A 17,373-nucleotide genomic window follows, 5' to 3' on the forward strand; every position below is an offset into this window, starting at 1 on the left:
ATGGCCCCCATCCCCGGCTCTGGGCTCGCCAAAGGCCTGGCCGTCACCCTCCGCACGATGACGAAGAAGTCCGTCACCGCGCAGTACCCGGACACCCAGCCCGACCTCCCGCCCCGCACCCGCGGCGTGATCGGCCTGTTCGAGGAGAACTGCACGGTCTGCATGCTGTGCGCCCGTGAGTGCCCCGACTGGTGCATCTACATCGACTCCCACAAGGAGACGGTCCCGGCGGCGGCCCCGGGCGGCCGTGAGCGCAGCCGCAACGTCCTCGACCGCTTCGCCATCGACTTCTCCCTGTGCATGTACTGCGGTATCTGCATCGAGGTCTGTCCTTTCGACGCTCTGTTCTGGTCCCCCGAGTTCGAGTACGCCGAGACCGACATCCGCGATCTCACCCACGAGCGCGACAAACTCCGCGAGTGGATGTGGACCGTCCCGGCCCCGCCCGCCCTCGACCCCGGCGCGGAGGAACCGAAGGAACTCGCCACCGCCCGCAAGACCGCCGACAAGCTGGCCGCCCAGCAGGCCCCGCCCGCCACGGAACCGCACGCCGACCAGCAGGCCCGCGCCGCCGAACAACCCACCCGGCCCCAGGGCGACTCGAAACAACAGACCGACCAGCCGAAGCCGGGCCAGCCGACCCCGGGCCAGGCGACGCCGGATCACCCGAAGCCGGGGCAGGAGGGGCCGGAATGATCCTCGCCGCAACCGCGGCAACCGCCGCAACCGCCTCTGCCCTCGCGACGGGCCCGACCACCGGGGCCGCCGCCGAAACCCACGGCTTCCTCTCCCCGACCGGCGTCGAGATCGCCTTCCTCCTCGTCGGTCTGGTCACCTTCGGCGCCGCCCTCGTCACCGTGACCACCCGGCAGCTGGTGCACGCCGCCCTGTGGCTGGTGGTCACCCTTGGCGGCCTCGCCGTCGAGTACCTCCTGCTCACCGCCGAGTTCATCGCCTGGGTGCAGGTCCTCATCTACGTCGGTTCCGTCGTCGTCCTCCTCCTGTTCGGCCTGATGCTCACCAGGGCCCCGATCGGCCGCTCCCCGGACGCCGACTCGGGCAACCGCTGGGCCGCCCTCACCGTGGCCGCCGCCGCTGCCGCGGCCCTGGTCTGGGTCGTCGTCGACGCGTTCCGCACGACCTGGATCGACCTGGACGGCCCGGCCGCCGGCTCCACCGAGGCCACCGGCGCGAGCCTCTTCCAGAACTGGGTCCTCCCCTTCGAGGCCCTCTCCGTCCTCCTCCTCGCCGCCCTGGTCGGCGCGATCGTCCTGTCCCGCAAGGCCAAGGCCAACGCCGAGACGGCGACCGCGGCCGACAGCACCCAGGGCGCCCGGAGCGAGAAGGAAGGGACCCGCTGATGCACCTCGCCTATCCCGCCGTGCTCTCCGCCCTCCTCTTCTGCACGGGCCTGTACGGCGTCCTCGCCCGCCGCAACGCGATCCTGGTCCTGATGTCGGTCGAGCTGATGCTCAACGCCGTCAACCTCAACCTGGTCGCCTTCGACGTCTGGCTCAGCAGGACCGCCGAGGAGACCCTGCACTCCGGCCAGGCCCTGACCCTGTTCACCATCGCCATCGCCGCCGCCGAGATCGGCATCGGCCTGGCGATCGTGCTCGCCGTCCACCGCAACCGCGGCACCGCGGACATCGACAAACTCCGCGACACCTCCGAACGGCACGACCCCGACGGCCCCGACAGCGACACCCCCGCGGCCGAGCAGTCCGACGAGGCCCAGAAGGCTGAGGCCACCGCGTGACCACGACCACCCTCGCCGTCCTCGTCCCCCTCCTTCCGTTCCTCGGCGCCGCCGCCGGCCTGCTCCTGGGCCGTACGGCACCCGGCTTCGTCCGCCCGCTCGCCGTCCTGCCGACGCTCACCTCCCTGGTACTCGCCGCGCTGGTCGCCGTACGCCAGGGCGGTGACGCGGCCGTCGACTCGGCCACGGAACTCACCCCCACCGGCTCGGTCCCGATCGAGCTCGCCCTGCACATCGACGGCTTCGCCGCCCTCGTCGCCGTCCTGGTCGGCCTGGTCGCCTCCTGCGTGCAGATCTACTCGACGGGCTACCTGCGCGACGACCCGCGCTACCCCTCCTACGCCGCCCTCGTCTCCCTGTTCACCTCCGCGATGCTCCTGGTCGTCTACTCCGGCGACCTGATCGTGCTGCTGGTCGGCTGGGAAGTCATGGGCATCTGCTCCTACTTCCTGGTCGGCCACTACTGGGAGACCCCGGAGGCCCGCGCCGCCTCCCTCAAGGCCTTCCTGGTCACCAAGCTCGGCGACGTCCCCTTCCTCATCGGCCTTTTCGCCCTGGCCACCGACGCCGGCTCGTTCCGCGTCACCCACGTCCTCGGCGCCGTCGCGAGCGGCTCACTCGACCACCCGACGCTGATCGCCCTGCTCCTCCTCGCGGGCGTGGCGGGCAAGTCGGCGCAGTTCCCGCTGCACACCTGGCTCCCCGACGCGATGGCGGGCCCGACCCCCGTATCCGCGCTGATCCACGCCGCGACGATGGTCGCCGCCGGCGTCTACTTCATCGCCCGGCTCCTTCCGCTGTTCGAGGCGTCCCAGGCCGCGATGGTCGTCCTCGCCGTCATGGCCGCCGTCACGATGACCGGCTCGGCGCTCGCCGCGCTCGCCCAGGACGACATCAAGCGCGTCCTCGCCTACTCGACGATCGGCCAGCTCGGCTACATGTCCGGCGCCCTCGCCGTCGGCGACCGCGGGGCCGCCGTCTTCCACCTCCTGTCCCACGGCGCCTTCAAGGCGCTGCTGTTCCTCGCCGCCGGCGTGATCATCCACGCCGCCGGCACCAACTCGCTGGCCGCCATGTCCCGCATGCGGAACCTGCGCGACCGCGTCCCCGACGCCTACTGGACGATGACCGTGGCGCTGCTCGCGCTCGCCGCGATCCCGCCGTTCAGCGGCTTCTTCTCCAAGGAGGCCGTCCTCGGCGTCGCCGAGCACGTCGTCACCGGGCACACCGAGCACGCCCCCGCCGCCGCGGGCTGGATCGTCCTCGTCGCCGGCCTGGTCACGGCCGTCCTCACCGCCGCCTACGCGACGCGCCTGTGGCTGCTGGCCTTCCGGGGCCGGGGCATCGAAGCCCCCGACCACGGCAGGCAGCCGCTGACGATGACCGTGGTGCTCTGGGTGCTGGCCGTCCCGTCCCTGGCCCTCGGCGGGTTCGCCTTCCGCCTGCTGCCCGACTGGTTCGACGGCCGCGACCTGACCCCGACCCTGACCACCTCCGTGCTCGGCACGGGCGTGGCCCTGGTCGGCGGCATCGTCACCTACGCCGCCTGGCGGCACACCACCGCGCTCAGCGCCGGCGTCCCCCTGGGCGCGGTCGCCGCCCACCCCGAGGGCGACGCCGCCCAGGTCGAGGCCGAAGCCATCGCCAGCCACAAGCCCGCCTACGGCGACATCGCCTACGCGCCGGACCCCGCCGACCCGGGACGCCTGCTGCTCGGCCCCCTGCACCGGCACGCGGCCGTCGGCTTCCACCTGGACGCCGTGTACACGGCCCTCTTCGTCCGCCCGGTCCAGGCCGGAGCGAGCCTCGTCCGGTTCCTCGACCGCGAGGTCGTCGAGACCTACGTACGCGGTGCCGGTGCGCTGCCCCGCTGGCTCGGCGCCGCCGTACGCCGCGCCCAGACCGGCAACGTCCAGACCTATGTGAGCGCGCTGCTCGCCGGCACCGTCGTCCTCGCGGTCGCCGTCGTCCTCGTCGCCACGGGAGCGTGAGCAGGCGTGATCGATATCAGCGAGTCCGTGATGCAGTTCCTTCTGGCGTTCATCGTCGTCGGCCCGCTCCTCGGCGCCGCCGCGGCCCTCCTGCCCGCGCCGCCCGGGCTGAAGGGGAAGTCACCCGAGCAGGCCGTACTCCGGCACGGCGTCACCGTGACCGGCGCGGTCCTCATCGCGGCGATCGTCCTCGCGCTCGGCTTCGACCACGACCAGCCGTCGAAGATGCAGGCCAGCACCGACATCAGCTGGATCCCCGCACTCGACGTACGCATCCACCTCGGCATCGACGGCATCTCCCTCCCCCTTCTGGTTCTGACCGCGCTGCTGACCTTCCTCTGCGCGCTCTACTCGTACTTCAAGATGCCCGCGGGTCCGACCCCGAAGGCCTTCGTCGCCCTGCTGTTCGTCCTCGAGTCCGGCACACTCGCGACCTTCGCCGTCCTCGACCTGCTGCTGTTCTTCCTGGCCTTCGAGATGGTCCTCATCCCGATGTACTTCCTCATCGCCCGCTGGGGCGGCGAGGGCCGGAGCCAGGCCGCCTGGCGATTCATCCTCTACACGCTGCTCGGCTCCGTGGTCATGCTGCTCGGCCTGCTCCTGATCGGGATCAAGGCGGGCACGTTCGACATGATGGCACTCGCCACTGACAACGGCCGGTCCCTGACCGTATCCGTGCAGGTCATCGCCGTTCTGGCGATCGGGATCGGGCTCGCGGTGAAGACGCCGATGTGGCCGCTGCACAGCTGGCTGCCCGATGCCCACACCGCCGCGCCCACCGTCGGCTCGGTGCTGCTGGCCGGCGTCCTGCTGAAGATGGGTACGTACGGGTTCGTCCGGATCCTGCTCCCCATCGCACCGGACGGCTTCCGCACGTTCGCGCCCTACCTCGCCGCCCTCGCCGTCGTCGGCATCATCTACGGATCACTGGCCTGCCTGGCCCTCGCCAAGCGGGGCGCGAAGGGCGACCTCAAGCGCCTCATCGCCTATTCCTCCGTCGGCCACATGGGCTTCGTGCTGCTCGGCATCGCCACGATGACCCCGACCGGCGTGAACGGCGCCCTCTTCGCCAACGTCGCCCACGGCCTCATCACCGGCCTGCTCTTCTTCCTGGTGGGCGCGCTGAAGGACCGCACCGGCACCACCGACCTCGACACCCTCGCCGAAGAGACCGGCGCCGCCCTCTACGGCAAGGCCCCGCGCCTCGGCGGCCTGCTCGCCTTCGCCGCCGTCGCCTCGCTCGGCCTGCCGGGGCTGGCCGGCTTCTGGGGCGAGATGCTGGCCCTGTTCGGCGCGTTCCAGCCCGCCGAGGGCCTCAACCGCGCCGCCTTCCTCACCTTCATGGCGATCGGCGCGTTCGGCACCCTGTTGACAGCCGCGTACCTGCTGATCGTGGTCCGCCGCGTCTGCATGGGCGCCCTGCCCCAGGACGCCCCCAAGCTCACCGACGTCCGCTCGTACGAGTTCGCGGCGTGGACCCCGCTCGTCGTCCTCACCGTCGTCGCGGGCCTGTGGCCCAAGGTTCTCCTCGGCTTGAGCGACCCGGCCGTCCAGCAGCTCCTCTCAGGAGGCACCCGATGAGCTCCCCGGCCCAGCCCCCGGCCGCCTCGCTGGTCCAGTCCGTCGACTGGCTCGCGATCGCGCCGCCCACCATCGTGGCGGTCGTCGGACTCGTCGTCCTGGTCGCCGACCTGTTCCTCGCCGAGCACCGCAAGGCCGTGCTCGGCTGGACATCGGTGGCAGGCCTGGCCGCCGCCACGGTGATGCTGCTGCCCCTGCTCGACGGCGACCGCAGCACCTTCTGCCTGACCGGCGACGCCGCCGTGTGCAGCTACGCGGCCGACCGCTTCACCCTGGTCATCCAGTTCCTGGTCCTCGGCGGCGCCCTGCTCTGCGCCCTCCTGTCGGTCACCGCCCTGAAGGACGCCCGCAAGGACCTCCCCGAAGGCGAGTACTGGTTCCTGCTGCTGTCCTCCGCTGCCGGAGCCGCCCTCCTGCCCGCCTCCCGCGACCTCGCGACCCTGATCGTCGCCCTGGAGGTCGCCTCCCTGCCCGCCTTCGCGCTGGTCGGCCTGCGGTACGGCGACCGCAAGTCCTCCGAAGCGGCCCTGAAGTTCTTCCTGTCCTCGGTGACCGCGACCGCGGTCAGCCTCATGGGCATCAGCTTCTTGTACGCCACCACGGGCACCCTCTACCTCACCCAGGTCGCCGACCGTATCCAGAACGTCGACGGGCAGTTCCACACGCTCGCCCAGACCGGCGTCGTCCTCACCCTCGTCGGCTTCGCCTTCAAGACGGCCGCCGTACCCTTCCACTTCTGGGTGCCCGACACCTACGTGGGAGCGCCCCTGCCGATCGCGGCCTACCTGTCGGTCATCGGCAAGGCGGTCGGCTTCAGCGGCCTGATCCTCGTCACGGTCGTGGCCCTGCCGTCGTACGCCGACGTCTGGGGCCCCGCCCTGGCGGCCCTGGCCGCGCTCACCATGACCGTGGGCAACGCCGGAGCCCTGCGCCAGCAGGCCACGCGCGCGTACAGCGCGGTCCGCCTGCTCGCCTGGTCGTCCGTAGGCCAGGCCGGCTACCTCCTCGTGCCGATCGCCGCCGCCGCGTACTCCGGCGACGCCGAGAAGTCGATCGGCTCCACCGTCGCCTACGCCCTGATGTACGGCGCCGTGAACCTCGGCGCCTTCGCCGTGGCCGCCCTCGTCGGCCGGACGAAGTCCCTCAACCGCGTCGCCGACTACCGCGGCCTGTACGCCTCCAGCCCCCTGTCCGCGCTGCTCCTGGCCTTCTTCCTGCTCTGCCTCGCCGGGCTGCCGCCGGGCATCATCGGCCTCTTCGCCAAGGTCACCGTCTTCTCGGCGGCCGTCGACGCCGGCCTCGGCTGGCTGGCCGTGGTCATGGCCGTCAACGTCGTCATCGCGCTCTTCTACTACCTCCAGTGGACGGCCCTGCTCTTCCGCGCCCCCGAGGGCGAACCCGAGAAGCACCGCGTCCCCGGCCCGGTCACCGCCGCGATCGCCCTGACCGGCGTCCTCGGTATCGCCCTGTCCGGCGCACCCCAGCTGGTCCTGCGCTTCACCGACACCGGCCTCTTCTGAACCCACCGGGGTTCCCGGAAACCGGCCGCTTACACCGCGCGCGCGTGGGGCACTCGCTCCCACGCGCGCGTGCCGCTTCCCGTCACCGTCACCCGGACGGTCCACACCCGCCGCCAGCACGCGCAAGGGAACTAGAGCCTCCCGCCTGGCGTTGACCAGTACGGGAGGCTCCACTGGACGTGAGACGCGGCACCAGTGGCACCCCAGATTCAGCAAGCAAAGGTCCCCCTGCCGCACCACTTGGAGGGCGCACCGTGCACCGCCGGCACAACGGGCTCAGGACAGCGATCCTCCTCGGAGGACTGTCCGCACTCATCATCGTCATCGGCAGTTTCTTCGGCCGCATGGGGCTCGTCATCGCCGTCCTGGTAGCGCTGGCCACCAACGCGTACGCGTACTGGAACAGCGACAAACTGGCACTGCGCGCGATGCGCGCCCGCCCGGTGAGCGAGTTCGAGGCCCCGGCGCTCTACCGCATGGTCCGCGAGCTCTCCACCCAGGCCCGCCAGCCCATGCCGCGCCTGTACATCTCGCCGACGGAGGCACCCAACGCCTTCGCCACGGGCCGCAACCCGCGCAACGCAGCGGTGTGCTGCACCGATGGCATCCTGCGCCTGCTGGACGAGCGCGAGCTGCGCGGCGTCATCGGCCACGAACTCAGCCACGTCTACAACCGCGACATCCTCATCTCGTCGGTCGCCGGCGCTCTCGCCTCCGTCATCATGTTCCTGGTCAACTTCGCCTGGCTGATCCCCATCGGACGCTCGGACGACGATGACGGCCCCGGTCTGCTCGGCATGCTGCTGATCATGCTCCTGGGCCCGCTCGCCGCCTCGCTCATCCAACTGGCAGTCAGCCGCTCCCGGGAGTACCAGGCGGACGCCTCCGGAGCCCAGCTCACCGGCGACCCGCTCGCCCTGGCCAGTGCCCTTCGCAAGCTCGAACTCGGCACGAAGCAGCTCCCGCTGCCGCCCGAGCCGCGCATCGAGACCGCCAGTCACATGATGATCGCGAACCCGTTCCGGCCCGGTCAGGGCCTCTCGAAGATGTTCTCCACACACCCGCCGATGGCGGAACGAATCGCCCGGCTCGAGAAGATGGCAGGTGGGAACCAGTGAGGACCATTCTCAACGTCATATGGCTCGTCCTGAGCGGCTTCTGGCTGTTCCTCGCCTACATGCTCGCGGGCCTGCTCCTCTGCATCACCATCATCGGCATCCCGTTCGGCATCGCGGCCTTCCGCATCGGCGTCTACGCCCTGTGGCCCTTCGGGTATACGACGGTCGAACGCCGAGACGCGGGCGCCCCGTCCTGCGTGGGCAACGTGCTGTGGCTGGTGCTCGCGGGCTGGTGGCTCGCCCTCGGCCACATCGCCACCGGCATCGCCCTGTGCGTGACGATCATCGGCATCCCGCTGGGCATCGCCAACTTCAAGCTCATCCCGGTCTCGTTGCTCCCGCTCGGCCGCGACATCGTGCGGACGGACGAGCCGTTCGCGGTGCGCTGACGGAGAGACATCGCGCCTCCGTTTTCCACAGGCCAGGGGTTGTCCACAGGCCCGCCCGGCTGTCAGCGGCGGCCTGCATGATGAACCCATGACCGCGATCGAGCAGGTGCCGCCCCGAGTGCTGGCCGAGACCCGCAACACCCGCTTGGGGTCCGGCCCGTCGCGCCCCGAGCCGGCCGCCCCAGCGAGAGGCGCCGAAAGACCCGAGCCGTCGAAAGACCCTGCAAGACCCGAGCCGAGAGGCCCTGCAAGCCCCGAACCGAAGGGCGCCTGAAGGCCCGAGCCGAGAGGCTCCTGAAGGCCGGGCTGCAGCGGAGGCCGGCCCTACTCCCTCCCCGCCCCGGCCTGCACCCGCTCCCGCACCCCATATGCGACCGCCCCCACCACCAGCACCCCCGCGCCCACGACCACCGACACCCCGGGCAGCGAGAACGCCAGCACCACACACCCGACCAGCCCCACCACCGGCACCACACGCGCCGCGGGCGCCGAAGACAGAGTCCATGCCGATGCGTTGGCCACGGCGTAGTACGCCAGCACACCGAAGGAGGAGAAACCGATCGCGCCCCGGACGTCCACCGTGGCGGCCAGCACCGCGATCACCGCCCCCACGGCCAGCTCCGCCCGGTGCGGCACCTGGAACCGCGGATGCACGGCGGCCAGCGTCCCCGGCAGATGCCGGTCCCGGGCCATGGCCAGCGTCGTCCGCGACACCCCCAGGATCAGCGCGAGCAGCGAGCCCATCGCGGCCACGGCCGCACCGATCCGCACCACCGGCGCGAGCCAGGGCATCCCGGCCGCCCGCACCGCGTCGGCCAGCGGCGCCGTCGCGTCCCCGAGGCCGCCCGACCCGAGTACCGAAAGGACAGCCACCGCCACAGACGCGTACACCACCAGCGTGATGCCCAGCGCCAGCGGGATCGCGCGTGGAATGGTGCGCGCCGGGTCCCGCACCTCCTCACCGAGGGTGGCGATCCGGGCGTACCCGGCGAAGGCGAAGAACAGCAGTCCGGCCGCCTGCAGCATCCCGTCCGCCCCGCCCGAGGCACCGACGTCCAGTCGCCCGGCAGCGGCCTCATCGGACACCAGACACACGACCACCACGCAAGCGAGGACAGCCAGGACCAGCGCCACGATCACCCGCGTCAGCCACGCGGACTTCTGGACACCGCCGTAGTTCACCGCGGTCAGCGCCACCACGGCAGCGACCGCCACCGTGTGCGCCTGCCCCGGCCAGACGTACGCGCCCACGGTGAGCGCCATCGCCGCACAGGAGGCCGTCTTCCCGACCACGAACGACCAGCCCGCGAGATACCCCCAGAACTCCCCGAGCCGCTCCCGCCCGTACACATAGGTGCCGCCCGAGGCCGGATACAGGGCGGCGAGGCGAGCCGACGACAGGGCGTTGCAGTACGCGACCACGGCGGCGACGGCGAGCCCGAGGAGCAGCCCGGTGCCGGCCGCGTGCGCGGCCGGCGCGAGAGCGGCGAAGATCCCGGCTCCCACCATCGAGCCGAGTCCGATGACGACGGCGTCGCCCACGCCGAGGGTGCGGCGCAGTCCGGGACCGGAGGCAGTCATGCGTCGCACCCTACTGATCAGTGCAACCGGCGGGTGCGGCCAGGACGTCCTCCCCACCAACACGGCGTGAACGTGCGCGACAAGGACGCCGCGCACGGGATCTCCGAGGTACGACGCGCGGGCCCGGCCTGCCGCAAGCAAGATCACATGGCCGGGACAGTGCGGGCACACTGTGAAAGGGCAGGTTCACGGCATGACCATCATCAGCTGGATCCTCCTGGGACTGTTGGCCGGAGCCATCGCGAAGTTCCTGCTGCCGGGGCGCGACCCGGGCGGCCTCATCGGCACGACCCTGATCGGTGTCGCCGGCGCGTTCATCGGCGGCTGGATATCGGCCCGCTGGATGGACCACCCGATCACCACGGACTTCTACGACGGTGCGACCTGGGCAGCGGCGGTCGGCGGATCGCTCGTCCTGCTGATCGCCTACCGCCTTCTGTTCGGCAACTCGCGCGACTGACCGCGCTCACCGATGGCAGCCTGCAGACGAGAGGGGCGGGCACCAACGGTGCCCGCCCCTCTCACAGCCGTGCGGGCAGTAGCCCGGAGGGCCGGACCTACCGGTAGTTCACGAACTGCAGGGCGAAGTCGAAGTCCTTGCCCTTCAGCAGGGCGATGACGGCCTGCAGATCGTCACGGTTCTTGGAGCTGACCCGCAGCTCCTCACCCTGCACCTGCGCCTTCACGCCCTTGGGGCCCTCGTCGCGGATGGTCTTCGCCACCTTCTTGGCGTCTTCCTGGGAGATCCCCTCCTTGATCGACGAGAAGATCTTGTACTCCTTGCCGGAGAGCTGAGGCTCGCCCGCGTCCAGAGCCTTCAGCGAGATGCCCCGCTTGATCAGCTTGGACTGGAAGACGTCGAGGATGGCCTTCACCCGGTCCTCGGAGTTCGCCTCCATGAGGATCTGCTCACCGGACCACGAGATCGAGGCACCCACGCCCTTGAAGTCGTAGCGCTGCGAGATCTCCTTGGCGGCCTGGTTGAGTGCGTTGTCGACCTCCTGCCGCTCGACCTTCGAGACGATGTCGAAACTGGAGTCGGCCATGTCCTGTGGCTCCTTGTATCGGGGTGCGTGTCGTGCGTACCGGCGTATGCGGGCGGTCGCAGGGCCCGTTCAGTCCCGGGCCGCATCCGGACAAGCCTAGCCACCCCCGGCCCGTCGAGCGCCGATCAATCGGGTGGCGGAGCACCCCTCCACATCAGGTATTGTTTACGTCGTTGCCACGGAGCGCCGCGGAAGAGCGGCTCGACGGGCAGCTACCCCGGCGGTGTGCCCGAGCGGCCAAAGGGAGCAGACTGTAAATCTGCCGGCTCAGCCTTCCCAGGTTCGAATCCTGGCGCCGCCACACGGGAACGAGAGGCCCGTGACCTGCTGTCTCAGCAGGTCACGGGCCTCTCGTCATACACCGCCCCAAAGGGCGCGGTGTCTCACCCTGTCTCGCGTTCGAACGTCCCGTCTCGGACTCTGCGGACGGAGCGCGGACGGGATTTCCGCCGCGTCAGACGCTCCGCCCCAGTCGTGCGGAGATCTTGGCGTTGGCCGCGTCGTCGCCGTCCTTCAGGAACTTGGCGTACACGCGAAACAGGACCGCCACACTGTGGCCGGCCCGCTCAGCCACGAGTTGCGGTTCAACGCCAGAGCTGAGCCAGGTGGACACTGCGGCGTGACGAAGGTCATAAGGACGCTTGGCCAGTGCGGAATGGAACTCGGTCGGCGTCAGAGCGCGCGACCGCGCTTCAGCCCACACCTCCCCGTATCCGGTGTCCTGTACAAGTCCACCCCGCAGCGTCTGGAAGACGCGGCCGTCCGGCGCCGCGCCGTACGCGGTGAGGTGCCACCGCAGCAGCGCGACCAGTTCCGGCGGAATCGGCACGGGCCGCACTGCCTTCCGCGGGCGGTGCTTCAGACCCCGTTTCTCGTGCGCCTCGCCGCTGTCCGTCCACGCGGTGCCGGATCGGGGGCGGGTTTCATGGAGCCGGAGCGTGCCCCACCCCCGCCGGGGCAGGTCGCAGTCCGTGACCCGTAGGCCGATCACTTCCGCCGGCCGCGCGGCGGCGTAGTACATGCAGCCGAAGAACGCGGTAAGCCGGCGTCCCCGCTTGCTCTGATCACGCACAGCAGTCAGCAGCTTGGCGGCCTGCGCCGGATTCGGGACGCACGCCGGGTCCACTTCCTCCGTGACCTGCTCGGGCGCCTTCCACTTGACGCGGTCCAACGGGTTGTCCGTCAGCAACTCGGCATCGACCGCGAACTCAAGGGAGTTGTAGAAGATCGCACGCTTGCGGCTGATCGTCCCCGGGGCCGCCGTCTTCCCGTCCAGCCTCTTGGACAAGGCCCTGAGTGCGGCTTTCACCAACAGCCGGTCCGTAAGGGCCGACGTGGGCAGCGACTTCCGCTGGAACCAGGCGAGTACCTGCGCCACCTCGGCCGGCGGCTCTTCCTCCCACCGGTTCTTGTTGAACGCCCACCCATACAGAGCGCTCCGTACGGTCCGGGCGTCGGGCATGCCCTTGGTGTCCTTCACGAACGCCGGGGTCACGGTCGCCATGGCTTCGGCCAACGTCCGCCGGGTGTTGCCGGGGGAGTCGTCCCACTTCATCGCGATGTAGTTGCGCGCGTGCTCGTACCAGGGAATGTCTCGGTTCTGGTCGACCATAGACTTCGGGAGGCCGCTCTCCACGTCGAACGGCTCGCCCTTCCGGGCCGCCGTCATGAGTTCCGACCGGCGGCTGTCGGCCAAACCCTGGGTGAGGAACGACTCCGCGTGTTCGCGGGTGCCCACCATCCACCGCAGTTGGTACGGCTTCCGGTAGCTGCGCTTTCGGATGGCCCAGAACTTGACGGTGTAGCTCCACTCGGTCACGCGGCCTCCAGCTCGTCCTTGAAGGCGTCCAGGACGCTGCGGCGTACGCAGATGCGGCCGGACGGCGTGCGGCGGGCCTCGGGGGTGAGGCCACGGTCACGCCAGCGGTACCAAGTCGGGCGGCTGATGCCGAGTTCTTCCAGAACTTCCGGCAGGGGGATCAACTCGTCTTTCGGAGTGCGGCGGCGCCGGGTGGGCGTGGTCATGCTGAGGTCTCCATACCTGTGCGGCTGGGCGTGGCTGTGTCCGAAGCCGGGATTTCTGCGTCATCGCGTCACCTGCGTCAATGAGGCGTCTGACCTGCGGGTTCCGGTGACGCAGCGAGGCGGGTCCTGCGTCACCGATGACGTGGGCGCTCGTCACGGGGTGACGCCGATGACGCGGGATGACGCAGGATTCCCTGTCTGCGTCAGCGCTGTCGCCGCAGGTCAGCGGCTGTGTGTCGGGCCCGTGGTGACGCAGTGACGCAGATCTTCCCTACTTGGGAAAGAGAAAGGGGTGGTGTCTGTGGGTCTTTGCGTCCGCTCAGGGCTTGAAGAACGAGCCGCTTCGCGGCGCGACCGTGCAGGGCGGCTGGCGCCGCCGAACAGCAAGAGGAGCACCCGCGGGCGAGGCGTGCTCCTCTTGCTTGTCCGCCTGTCCGGGGGCGGTCAGAACGCGGTCTGCTGCTCGGGCGGCGGAGGCGGGGCCTGGCGGCTGAGCTCGATGTAGCGGGCGGCGCTGGTGCGCCCCCAGTCAACCAGGACGCCCCGCGCGGCCAAGGTGGGCTGGATGCGCCGCAGCCGGTCGGACAACACCTTCCCCGTGGTGGGCCAGCCCTTGGGGAGCGGGCGGCATTCCTCGCCGCTGTAGAGGGCGGTCAGGGCGTGCAGCCACTCCGCCGACGTCATCCGCTCTTCCACGCCCGGGGTGAGTTCGGCGGCGTGCTTGAGGACCGTCTGCGCCAGGAGATCACCCTCGATCACGTCGTCGTTGAGGTCATCCAGGCTGGCCCGGTATGCCTCCAGCGTCCCGAAGCCGGTGGCGGTGTCGAGCTGGGCGCACAGGTGGGCGAAGTCGGCCATCCGCAGATCGGTCGGAGTCTCGGCCTGCACTGCGCGGACCTTGACGGTCAGGTCGAGCAGGGAGCCGAGGACGATGGGCAGGATCTCGGCGTACTCGGCCCACAGCTCCGCTTCGGTGCGCCGTACCCGGGGGCGTTCCAGACGCAGGGTGAGGAGCCGTTCGGCAAGGTCGGGGCGGATCACGCCGACGTCGATGCCGGTCAGCAGCATCGGGCGGCGGTAGCGGGAGCGGACGACGTCGCCGTCGGTGAACAGCGCGCGCTTGATGCTCTCGGCCCCGGTGATGATGCAGCACATGAGGTCGGACAGGTCCGGGGGCAGGTGGGAGAGGTTGTCCAGGGCGGTGATCCATCCGGCCGCAACCGCCGTGATCATGTTCTCTTCGTCCTTGGGCGCCCTGCGCAGGTCGCCGGTCATGCCCTCGATGATCCGCACGAGCATCCGCCCGCCGGTCGACTTGCCGGCGCCCTGCGGGCCGGTCAGGAACGGGGCCGGGACGGGCACGGACGGCTCCAGGCAGCCGATGAGCCACGCGATGGCCAGGGCCTCGGTCTTGGCGTCGGCGAAGTTGCACAGCCGCATCAGCAGATCGATGCCCTTGCCGTTGGTGTCCTTGGCGGGCAGGGGGAGCTCCCCCGTGAGCTGGGTGCGCCGCCAGCACACCTCCTCAGGGTCGGGGACGCGGACGTCCCAGCCGGTGGGGTGGATACGGACGGACCGGCCGTCGTCGCGGCCCAGGTCGAGCCAGGTGGCCCCGTCGAATCCGGGGGCCACGCGGATGTGGGTGGGCTGTACCCGCTCGGTGAGGGCGAGAGCCTCGATCAAATCCAACGCCTCCTTGAGGGCGGTTCCGTTGAAGACGCCGACCCCGTCGCGGAAGAGGCCGACCATGAGTTCCTGCCGGTGGCTCCCGGTCGTGCCCTGGGAGCGGATCGGGCGGGCCACGGGGTGGCCGGTGCGCTGCGCGTACACGGTCCCGTCCACGGTGCGGAAGTACCGGAAGTGGGACTGCGCGTAGTCGGTGATGACCTGCCGGGCGGGGTTCTTCTCGTCGTCGGACACGTCACAGTCCCAACGTGGTCAGGGCGTTGGCCCACGCTTCCGTGCAGTGTCGGGGGGTCTCGCCCTTGGCCTGCGCGGCGGTGAACAGCCGGTTGACGTGGGTGTCGGTGAGGCAGCCGCACCGGCCGTGCGTGGACAGCACGGCGAGGAACGTGCGATACACGGTCGCGTGGACGGCGCTGCGGGCCTCGCTGATGCGCTGCTCTGCCATGGCGATCCCGCGCTCCAGATAGGCGGGCGTGCGGTGCCTGCACTCGCCCCCGTGGCCCCTCAGAGGCACTGAGAGGCTCTGTGGCGTCCTACGGGCTGTGGTCGGGTCCTTTACTGCCAGCGCGCGCACAGCGTCCGGGAGAGCGGCTGTGGTGCCGGTGCCGGGGCCGAGCCAACGGGCGTACGCCATAAGGGACTTGATGTCGACGCCGGTGCGGACGGCGTTCACGGACCGCATGGCGCCCTGGTAGATCCAGTGCTCCCCCCGCGTTGTCGGCACGGTCCGAGTGGCAGGCAGGCTCTCACGGGCCCAGGCGACGGCCGCCGCGTCGTCCAGGTCCACGACGGTCAGGCCGGCGCCGCCGGGGTGGTAGGCGATGGCGGCGGCCCGGCGCCACGCGGTCCCCCATGTCGGGGAGGTGAGAACGTGCGGGTCGGTGGTGGCGGCGGCCCACGCGTGGCAGACCCCGGGGCACTGGCAGGGGCCGGGGGTCTTCATGTTCGGCCGTCCGCCGCACGCGTTGCCGGTGCAGGCGGGGCAGTTGCCGAACGGCACCTTGCCCGCCCGCAGGGGCAGGGGCGGGATGCCGTTCGCGGCGAGGCTGAGGGCGGTGTGCAGGAGATTCATGCGGCACTCCGGTCGGTCAGGAGCATCTGGCCATGGGTGGGGATGGCGCTGATGACGCGCTCGCGCCACATCAGGGCGTAGTCGATGCAATTCGCGCAGTTCTTGTGCGTGTGGCCGGGCAGCGGGGGCCGCCGGCGGGCGTGGGAGCTCCAGGCGGCGGAGTCCGCGGAGGCCAGCAGGTGACCGACTCGTTCAAGACCGAGGATTTTGAAGCCGAAGCCGTGGAGCTTGAAGCCATGCGCAGCCATCGCGGTGACGATCGCGGCGCCCTGGCGGGTGGACTGCAACCGGCACACCGACCCGAGCCCGACGACCGGTTCGGCCCGCAGGTCGACACCGGCCCGCTCGTACAGCTCCACGCACCGCTCGTAGGCAGGGATGGTGTCGCCCTGGAGAACGGGGGCAATGCGCAGGTCCGGGGCGAGGGAGCGCAGTTCGAGGAAGTTGGCCACCGTGCGCCGCTGGTGCTCGGCAACGCTGAGGTGGGTGCCGACGAAGTACTGCCCGCCGAACCAGCCGCCTTCGATGATGGCTTTCTCGCACATCCAGTCCTGCGGGGCGGCCCAGTCGTAGGGGCCGACGTGTTCCCAGATGCGGCGCAGGTCATCGACGTACTTGCGGGGCGGGCGGGTCCATGTGCCCTTGTCCTTGAGCTCCATAAAGCCGCCGGAGTCGATGGCGTAGGGACCGCGGGCTACGTCCCACTTGATGGCGCGGTCCCAGTGCTCGGACTTCAAGAACAGCGGCACATCGGTGAGACGCAGCCAGTGCCGTTTGTGCGTGGTCAGGTAGAACCGCATCCCGCCCGCCGCGGGAGCTCCCGGGAGCAGGGTGCGAACGGCCGGCGGTAAGACTCGCCCGATGGTGGTGGGTTGCGTCATGCTGGATGACCTCCAACAGGTCAGTTGTTGGCTGGATGACAAGGGCGGCCCCGGGTTCTTGGCGGAATGTGGGGGCCGCCCTTGGCGTAGCTACTGGTAGAAGCGGTTGCGCTTGATGACGGCCTTTCGGATGTTGACCGTCGTTCCGGCGCCGTGCCGGTTGGCGCTGAAGACCTGGACGGCGATCCATCCGCCGAAGATGACGGCGGCCAGGGTGATGAGCTGGGTGATCAGCGCAGCGAGCGCGGTGATGAACGTGGTCAGCATCAGCAGTCCGCCGCACACGGCGAGGAATCCGATGCCCCCGAGGGCGACGTTCACCGCCGTCCGGGAGACGGCCGGCTTGGCGGCGACCGGTTCGGGCTGCGCGGTGGGGATGGCGTAGCCAGTGACGACTCGGCCGTCCGGCAGGACGACGCTCGCGACCGCCGGGACGGTGTGCGGCTGGACGGGGGCGAGCGGCGCCGGCGTGACGGCGGCGGGGGTGATGGGGGTGGGGTGGTGGACTTCCACGGCCCCCTGCGCGGGGGTCTGGCGGGCGTGTTCGGGGTACATGCGGAATCCCTTCCGAACGTTGGTCAGGGAGGCAGAGACACCCCCTTCGGGGTGCCGTGTGGAGGGGTGTTTCGGGGGTCTGACCTGCGAGCCTCCCTGACTCCCTGACTGATCATTTATGCAGGTCAGGGCCAGGGAGGCGGGCCAGGGAGGCGGTCAGGGAGTTCTC

Annotated in this window: 17 protein-coding genes and 1 tRNA gene; 10 read left to right on the forward strand and 8 right to left on the reverse strand. The window is 70.4% G+C overall.

Translation table 11 applies throughout. The features are described from left to right. The 8 genes from CEB94_RS23975 (at nucleotide 1) to CEB94_RS24010 (ending at nucleotide 8,358) form a co-directional block, all read left to right on the forward strand. Nucleotides 1-696, forward strand: coding sequence for a NuoI/complex I 23 kDa subunit family protein (locus CEB94_RS23975; RefSeq protein WP_175434177.1), 696 nt, complete (start codon nucleotides 1-3; stop codon nucleotides 694-696). Beyond that, nucleotides 693-1,361 carry an NADH-quinone oxidoreductase subunit J family protein gene (locus CEB94_RS23980; protein ID WP_175434178.1) on the forward strand — a complete coding sequence of 223 codons (669 nt, stop codon included), beginning with the start codon at nucleotides 693-695 and terminating at the stop codon, nucleotides 1,359-1,361. The genes CEB94_RS23975 and CEB94_RS23980 overlap by 4 nt, the downstream gene beginning before the upstream one ends. Next, nucleotides 1,361-1,759, forward strand: a complete 399-nt coding sequence (nuoK, locus tag CEB94_RS23985; RefSeq protein ID WP_175434179.1) for an NADH-quinone oxidoreductase subunit NuoK — start codon at nucleotides 1,361-1,363, stop codon at nucleotides 1,757-1,759. The genes CEB94_RS23980 and nuoK overlap by 1 nt, the downstream gene beginning before the upstream one ends. After that, the gene (locus CEB94_RS23990; RefSeq protein ID WP_175434180.1) at nucleotides 1,756-3,750 is read left to right on the forward strand and encodes an NADH-quinone oxidoreductase subunit 5 family protein; all 1,995 of its coding nucleotides are present in this window, start codon (nucleotides 1,756-1,758) and stop codon (nucleotides 3,748-3,750) included. Before nuoK ends, CEB94_RS23990 begins: the two co-directional genes overlap by 4 nt. Nucleotides 3,751-3,756: 6 nt before the next feature. Further along, the gene (locus CEB94_RS23995; RefSeq protein WP_175434181.1) at nucleotides 3,757-5,331 is read left to right on the forward strand and encodes a complex I subunit 4 family protein; all 1,575 of its coding nucleotides are present in this window, start codon (nucleotides 3,757-3,759) and stop codon (nucleotides 5,329-5,331) included. Continuing rightward, nucleotides 5,328-6,851, forward strand: coding sequence for an NADH-quinone oxidoreductase subunit N (locus CEB94_RS24000; protein WP_175434182.1), 1,524 nt, complete (start codon nucleotides 5,328-5,330; stop codon nucleotides 6,849-6,851). Before CEB94_RS23995 ends, CEB94_RS24000 begins: the two co-directional genes overlap by 4 nt. A gap of 254 nt (nucleotides 6,852-7,105) precedes the next feature. Next, a complete protein-coding gene (gene htpX / locus CEB94_RS24005) occupies nucleotides 7,106-7,969 on the forward strand; it encodes a zinc metalloprotease HtpX (protein ID WP_031141231.1) in 864 nt (287 codons plus the stop codon). Continuing rightward, nucleotides 7,966-8,358 (forward strand): YccF domain-containing protein, encoded by a 393-nt coding sequence (locus tag CEB94_RS24010; RefSeq protein WP_175434183.1) that lies wholly within the window; start codon nucleotides 7,966-7,968, stop codon nucleotides 8,356-8,358. Before htpX ends, CEB94_RS24010 begins: the two co-directional genes overlap by 4 nt. 324 nt (nucleotides 8,359-8,682) lie before the next feature. Here CEB94_RS24010 and CEB94_RS24015 read toward each other — a convergent pair whose 3' ends face one another. Then, nucleotides 8,683-9,939, reverse strand: coding sequence for an APC family permease (locus CEB94_RS24015; protein WP_175434184.1), 1,257 nt, complete (start codon nucleotides 9,937-9,939; stop codon nucleotides 8,683-8,685). A 193-nt stretch (nucleotides 9,940-10,132) separates the two neighbouring features. On the opposite strand from CEB94_RS24015, the gene CEB94_RS24020 reads away from it, so the two are divergent. After that, the gene (locus tag CEB94_RS24020; protein ID WP_175434185.1) at nucleotides 10,133-10,399 is read left to right on the forward strand and encodes a GlsB/YeaQ/YmgE family stress response membrane protein; all 267 of its coding nucleotides are present in this window, start codon (nucleotides 10,133-10,135) and stop codon (nucleotides 10,397-10,399) included. Nucleotides 10,400-10,496: 97 nt separating this feature from the next. Here CEB94_RS24020 and CEB94_RS24025 read toward each other — a convergent pair whose 3' ends face one another. Next, entirely contained in the window at nucleotides 10,497-10,985 is a 489-nt protein-coding gene (locus CEB94_RS24025; protein WP_175434186.1) for a YajQ family cyclic di-GMP-binding protein, read from the reverse strand. 219 nt (nucleotides 10,986-11,204) lie between these two features. On the opposite strand from CEB94_RS24025, the gene CEB94_RS24030 reads away from it, so the two are divergent. After that, nucleotides 11,205-11,286 (forward strand) — tRNA-Tyr (locus tag CEB94_RS24030). 153 nt (nucleotides 11,287-11,439) lie between these two features. Here the strand turns inward: CEB94_RS24030 and CEB94_RS24035 are convergent. The 6 genes from CEB94_RS24035 to CEB94_RS24060 form a co-directional block, all read right to left on the reverse strand. Then, complete coding sequence (locus CEB94_RS24035; RefSeq protein WP_175434187.1) at nucleotides 11,440-12,726, reverse strand: tyrosine-type recombinase/integrase; 1,287 nt, start codon at nucleotides 12,724-12,726, stop codon at nucleotides 11,440-11,442. A gap of 74 nt (nucleotides 12,727-12,800) precedes the next feature. After that, complete coding sequence (locus CEB94_RS24040; protein ID WP_030671993.1) at nucleotides 12,801-13,010, reverse strand: helix-turn-helix transcriptional regulator; 210 nt, start codon at nucleotides 13,008-13,010, stop codon at nucleotides 12,801-12,803. A 444-nt stretch (nucleotides 13,011-13,454) separates the two neighbouring features. After that, on the reverse strand, nucleotides 13,455-14,930 hold the full coding sequence (locus tag CEB94_RS24045; protein WP_175434188.1) for an ATP-binding protein: 1,476 nt from the start codon (nucleotides 14,928-14,930) through the stop codon (nucleotides 13,455-13,457). Between the two features lies 1 nt (nucleotide 14,931). Then, nucleotides 14,932-15,768, reverse strand: coding sequence for a bifunctional DNA primase/polymerase (locus CEB94_RS24050; RefSeq protein WP_175434189.1), 837 nt, complete (start codon nucleotides 15,766-15,768; stop codon nucleotides 14,932-14,934). Further along, entirely contained in the window at nucleotides 15,765-16,649 is an 885-nt protein-coding gene (locus CEB94_RS24055) for a deazapurine DNA modification protein DpdA family protein (RefSeq protein WP_246111900.1), read from the reverse strand. The genes CEB94_RS24050 and CEB94_RS24055 overlap by 4 nt, the downstream gene beginning before the upstream one ends. 90 nt (nucleotides 16,650-16,739) lie before the next feature. Then, nucleotides 16,740-17,204, reverse strand: a complete 465-nt coding sequence (locus CEB94_RS24060; RefSeq protein WP_175434190.1) for a hypothetical protein — start codon at nucleotides 17,202-17,204, stop codon at nucleotides 16,740-16,742. Nucleotides 17,205-17,373: the final 169 nt, after the last annotated feature.

Origin of the sequence: Streptomyces hawaiiensis, assembly GCF_004803895.1 — a bacterium.
In the GTDB taxonomy this organism is placed as follows: Bacteria; Actinomycetota; Actinomycetes; order Streptomycetales; family Streptomycetaceae; genus Streptomyces; species Streptomyces hawaiiensis.

Bases quoted from the DNA above. Each gene is read 5' to 3' on its own strand.
- CEB94_RS24040 (WP_030671993.1), bottom strand. From the start codon at position 13,010: ATGACCACGCCCACCCGGCGCCGCCGCACTCCGAAAGACGAGTTGATC.
- CEB94_RS24000 (WP_175434182.1), top strand. From the start codon at position 5,328: ATGAGCTCCCCGGCCCAGCCCCCGGCCGCCTCGCTGGTCCAGTCCGTC.
- CEB94_RS23980 (WP_175434178.1), top strand. From the start codon at position 693: ATGATCCTCGCCGCAACCGCGGCAACCGCCGCAACCGCCTCTGCCCTC.
- CEB94_RS24025 (WP_175434186.1), bottom strand. From the start codon at position 10,985: ATGGCCGACTCCAGTTTCGACATCGTCTCGAAGGTCGAGCGGCAGGAG.
- CEB94_RS23975 (WP_175434177.1), top strand. From the start codon at position 1: ATGGCCCCCATCCCCGGCTCTGGGCTCGCCAAAGGCCTGGCCGTCACC.
- CEB94_RS24050 (WP_175434189.1), bottom strand. From the start codon at position 15,768: ATGAATCTCCTGCACACCGCCCTCAGCCTCGCCGCGAACGGCATCCCG.
- CEB94_RS24015 (WP_175434184.1), bottom strand. From the start codon at position 9,939: ATGACTGCCTCCGGTCCCGGACTGCGCCGCACCCTCGGCGTGGGCGAC.
- CEB94_RS24035 (WP_175434187.1), bottom strand. From the start codon at position 12,726: ATGGTGGGCACCCGCGAACACGCGGAGTCGTTCCTCACCCAGGGTTTG.
- nuoK (WP_175434179.1), top strand. From the start codon at position 1,361: ATGCACCTCGCCTATCCCGCCGTGCTCTCCGCCCTCCTCTTCTGCACG.
- CEB94_RS24055 (WP_246111900.1), bottom strand. From the start codon at position 16,649: ATGACGCAACCCACCACCATCGGGCGAGTCTTACCGCCGGCCGTTCGC.
- CEB94_RS24020 (WP_175434185.1), top strand. From the start codon at position 10,133: ATGACCATCATCAGCTGGATCCTCCTGGGACTGTTGGCCGGAGCCATC.
- CEB94_RS24060 (WP_175434190.1), bottom strand. From the start codon at position 17,204: ATGTACCCCGAACACGCCCGCCAGACCCCCGCGCAGGGGGCCGTGGAA.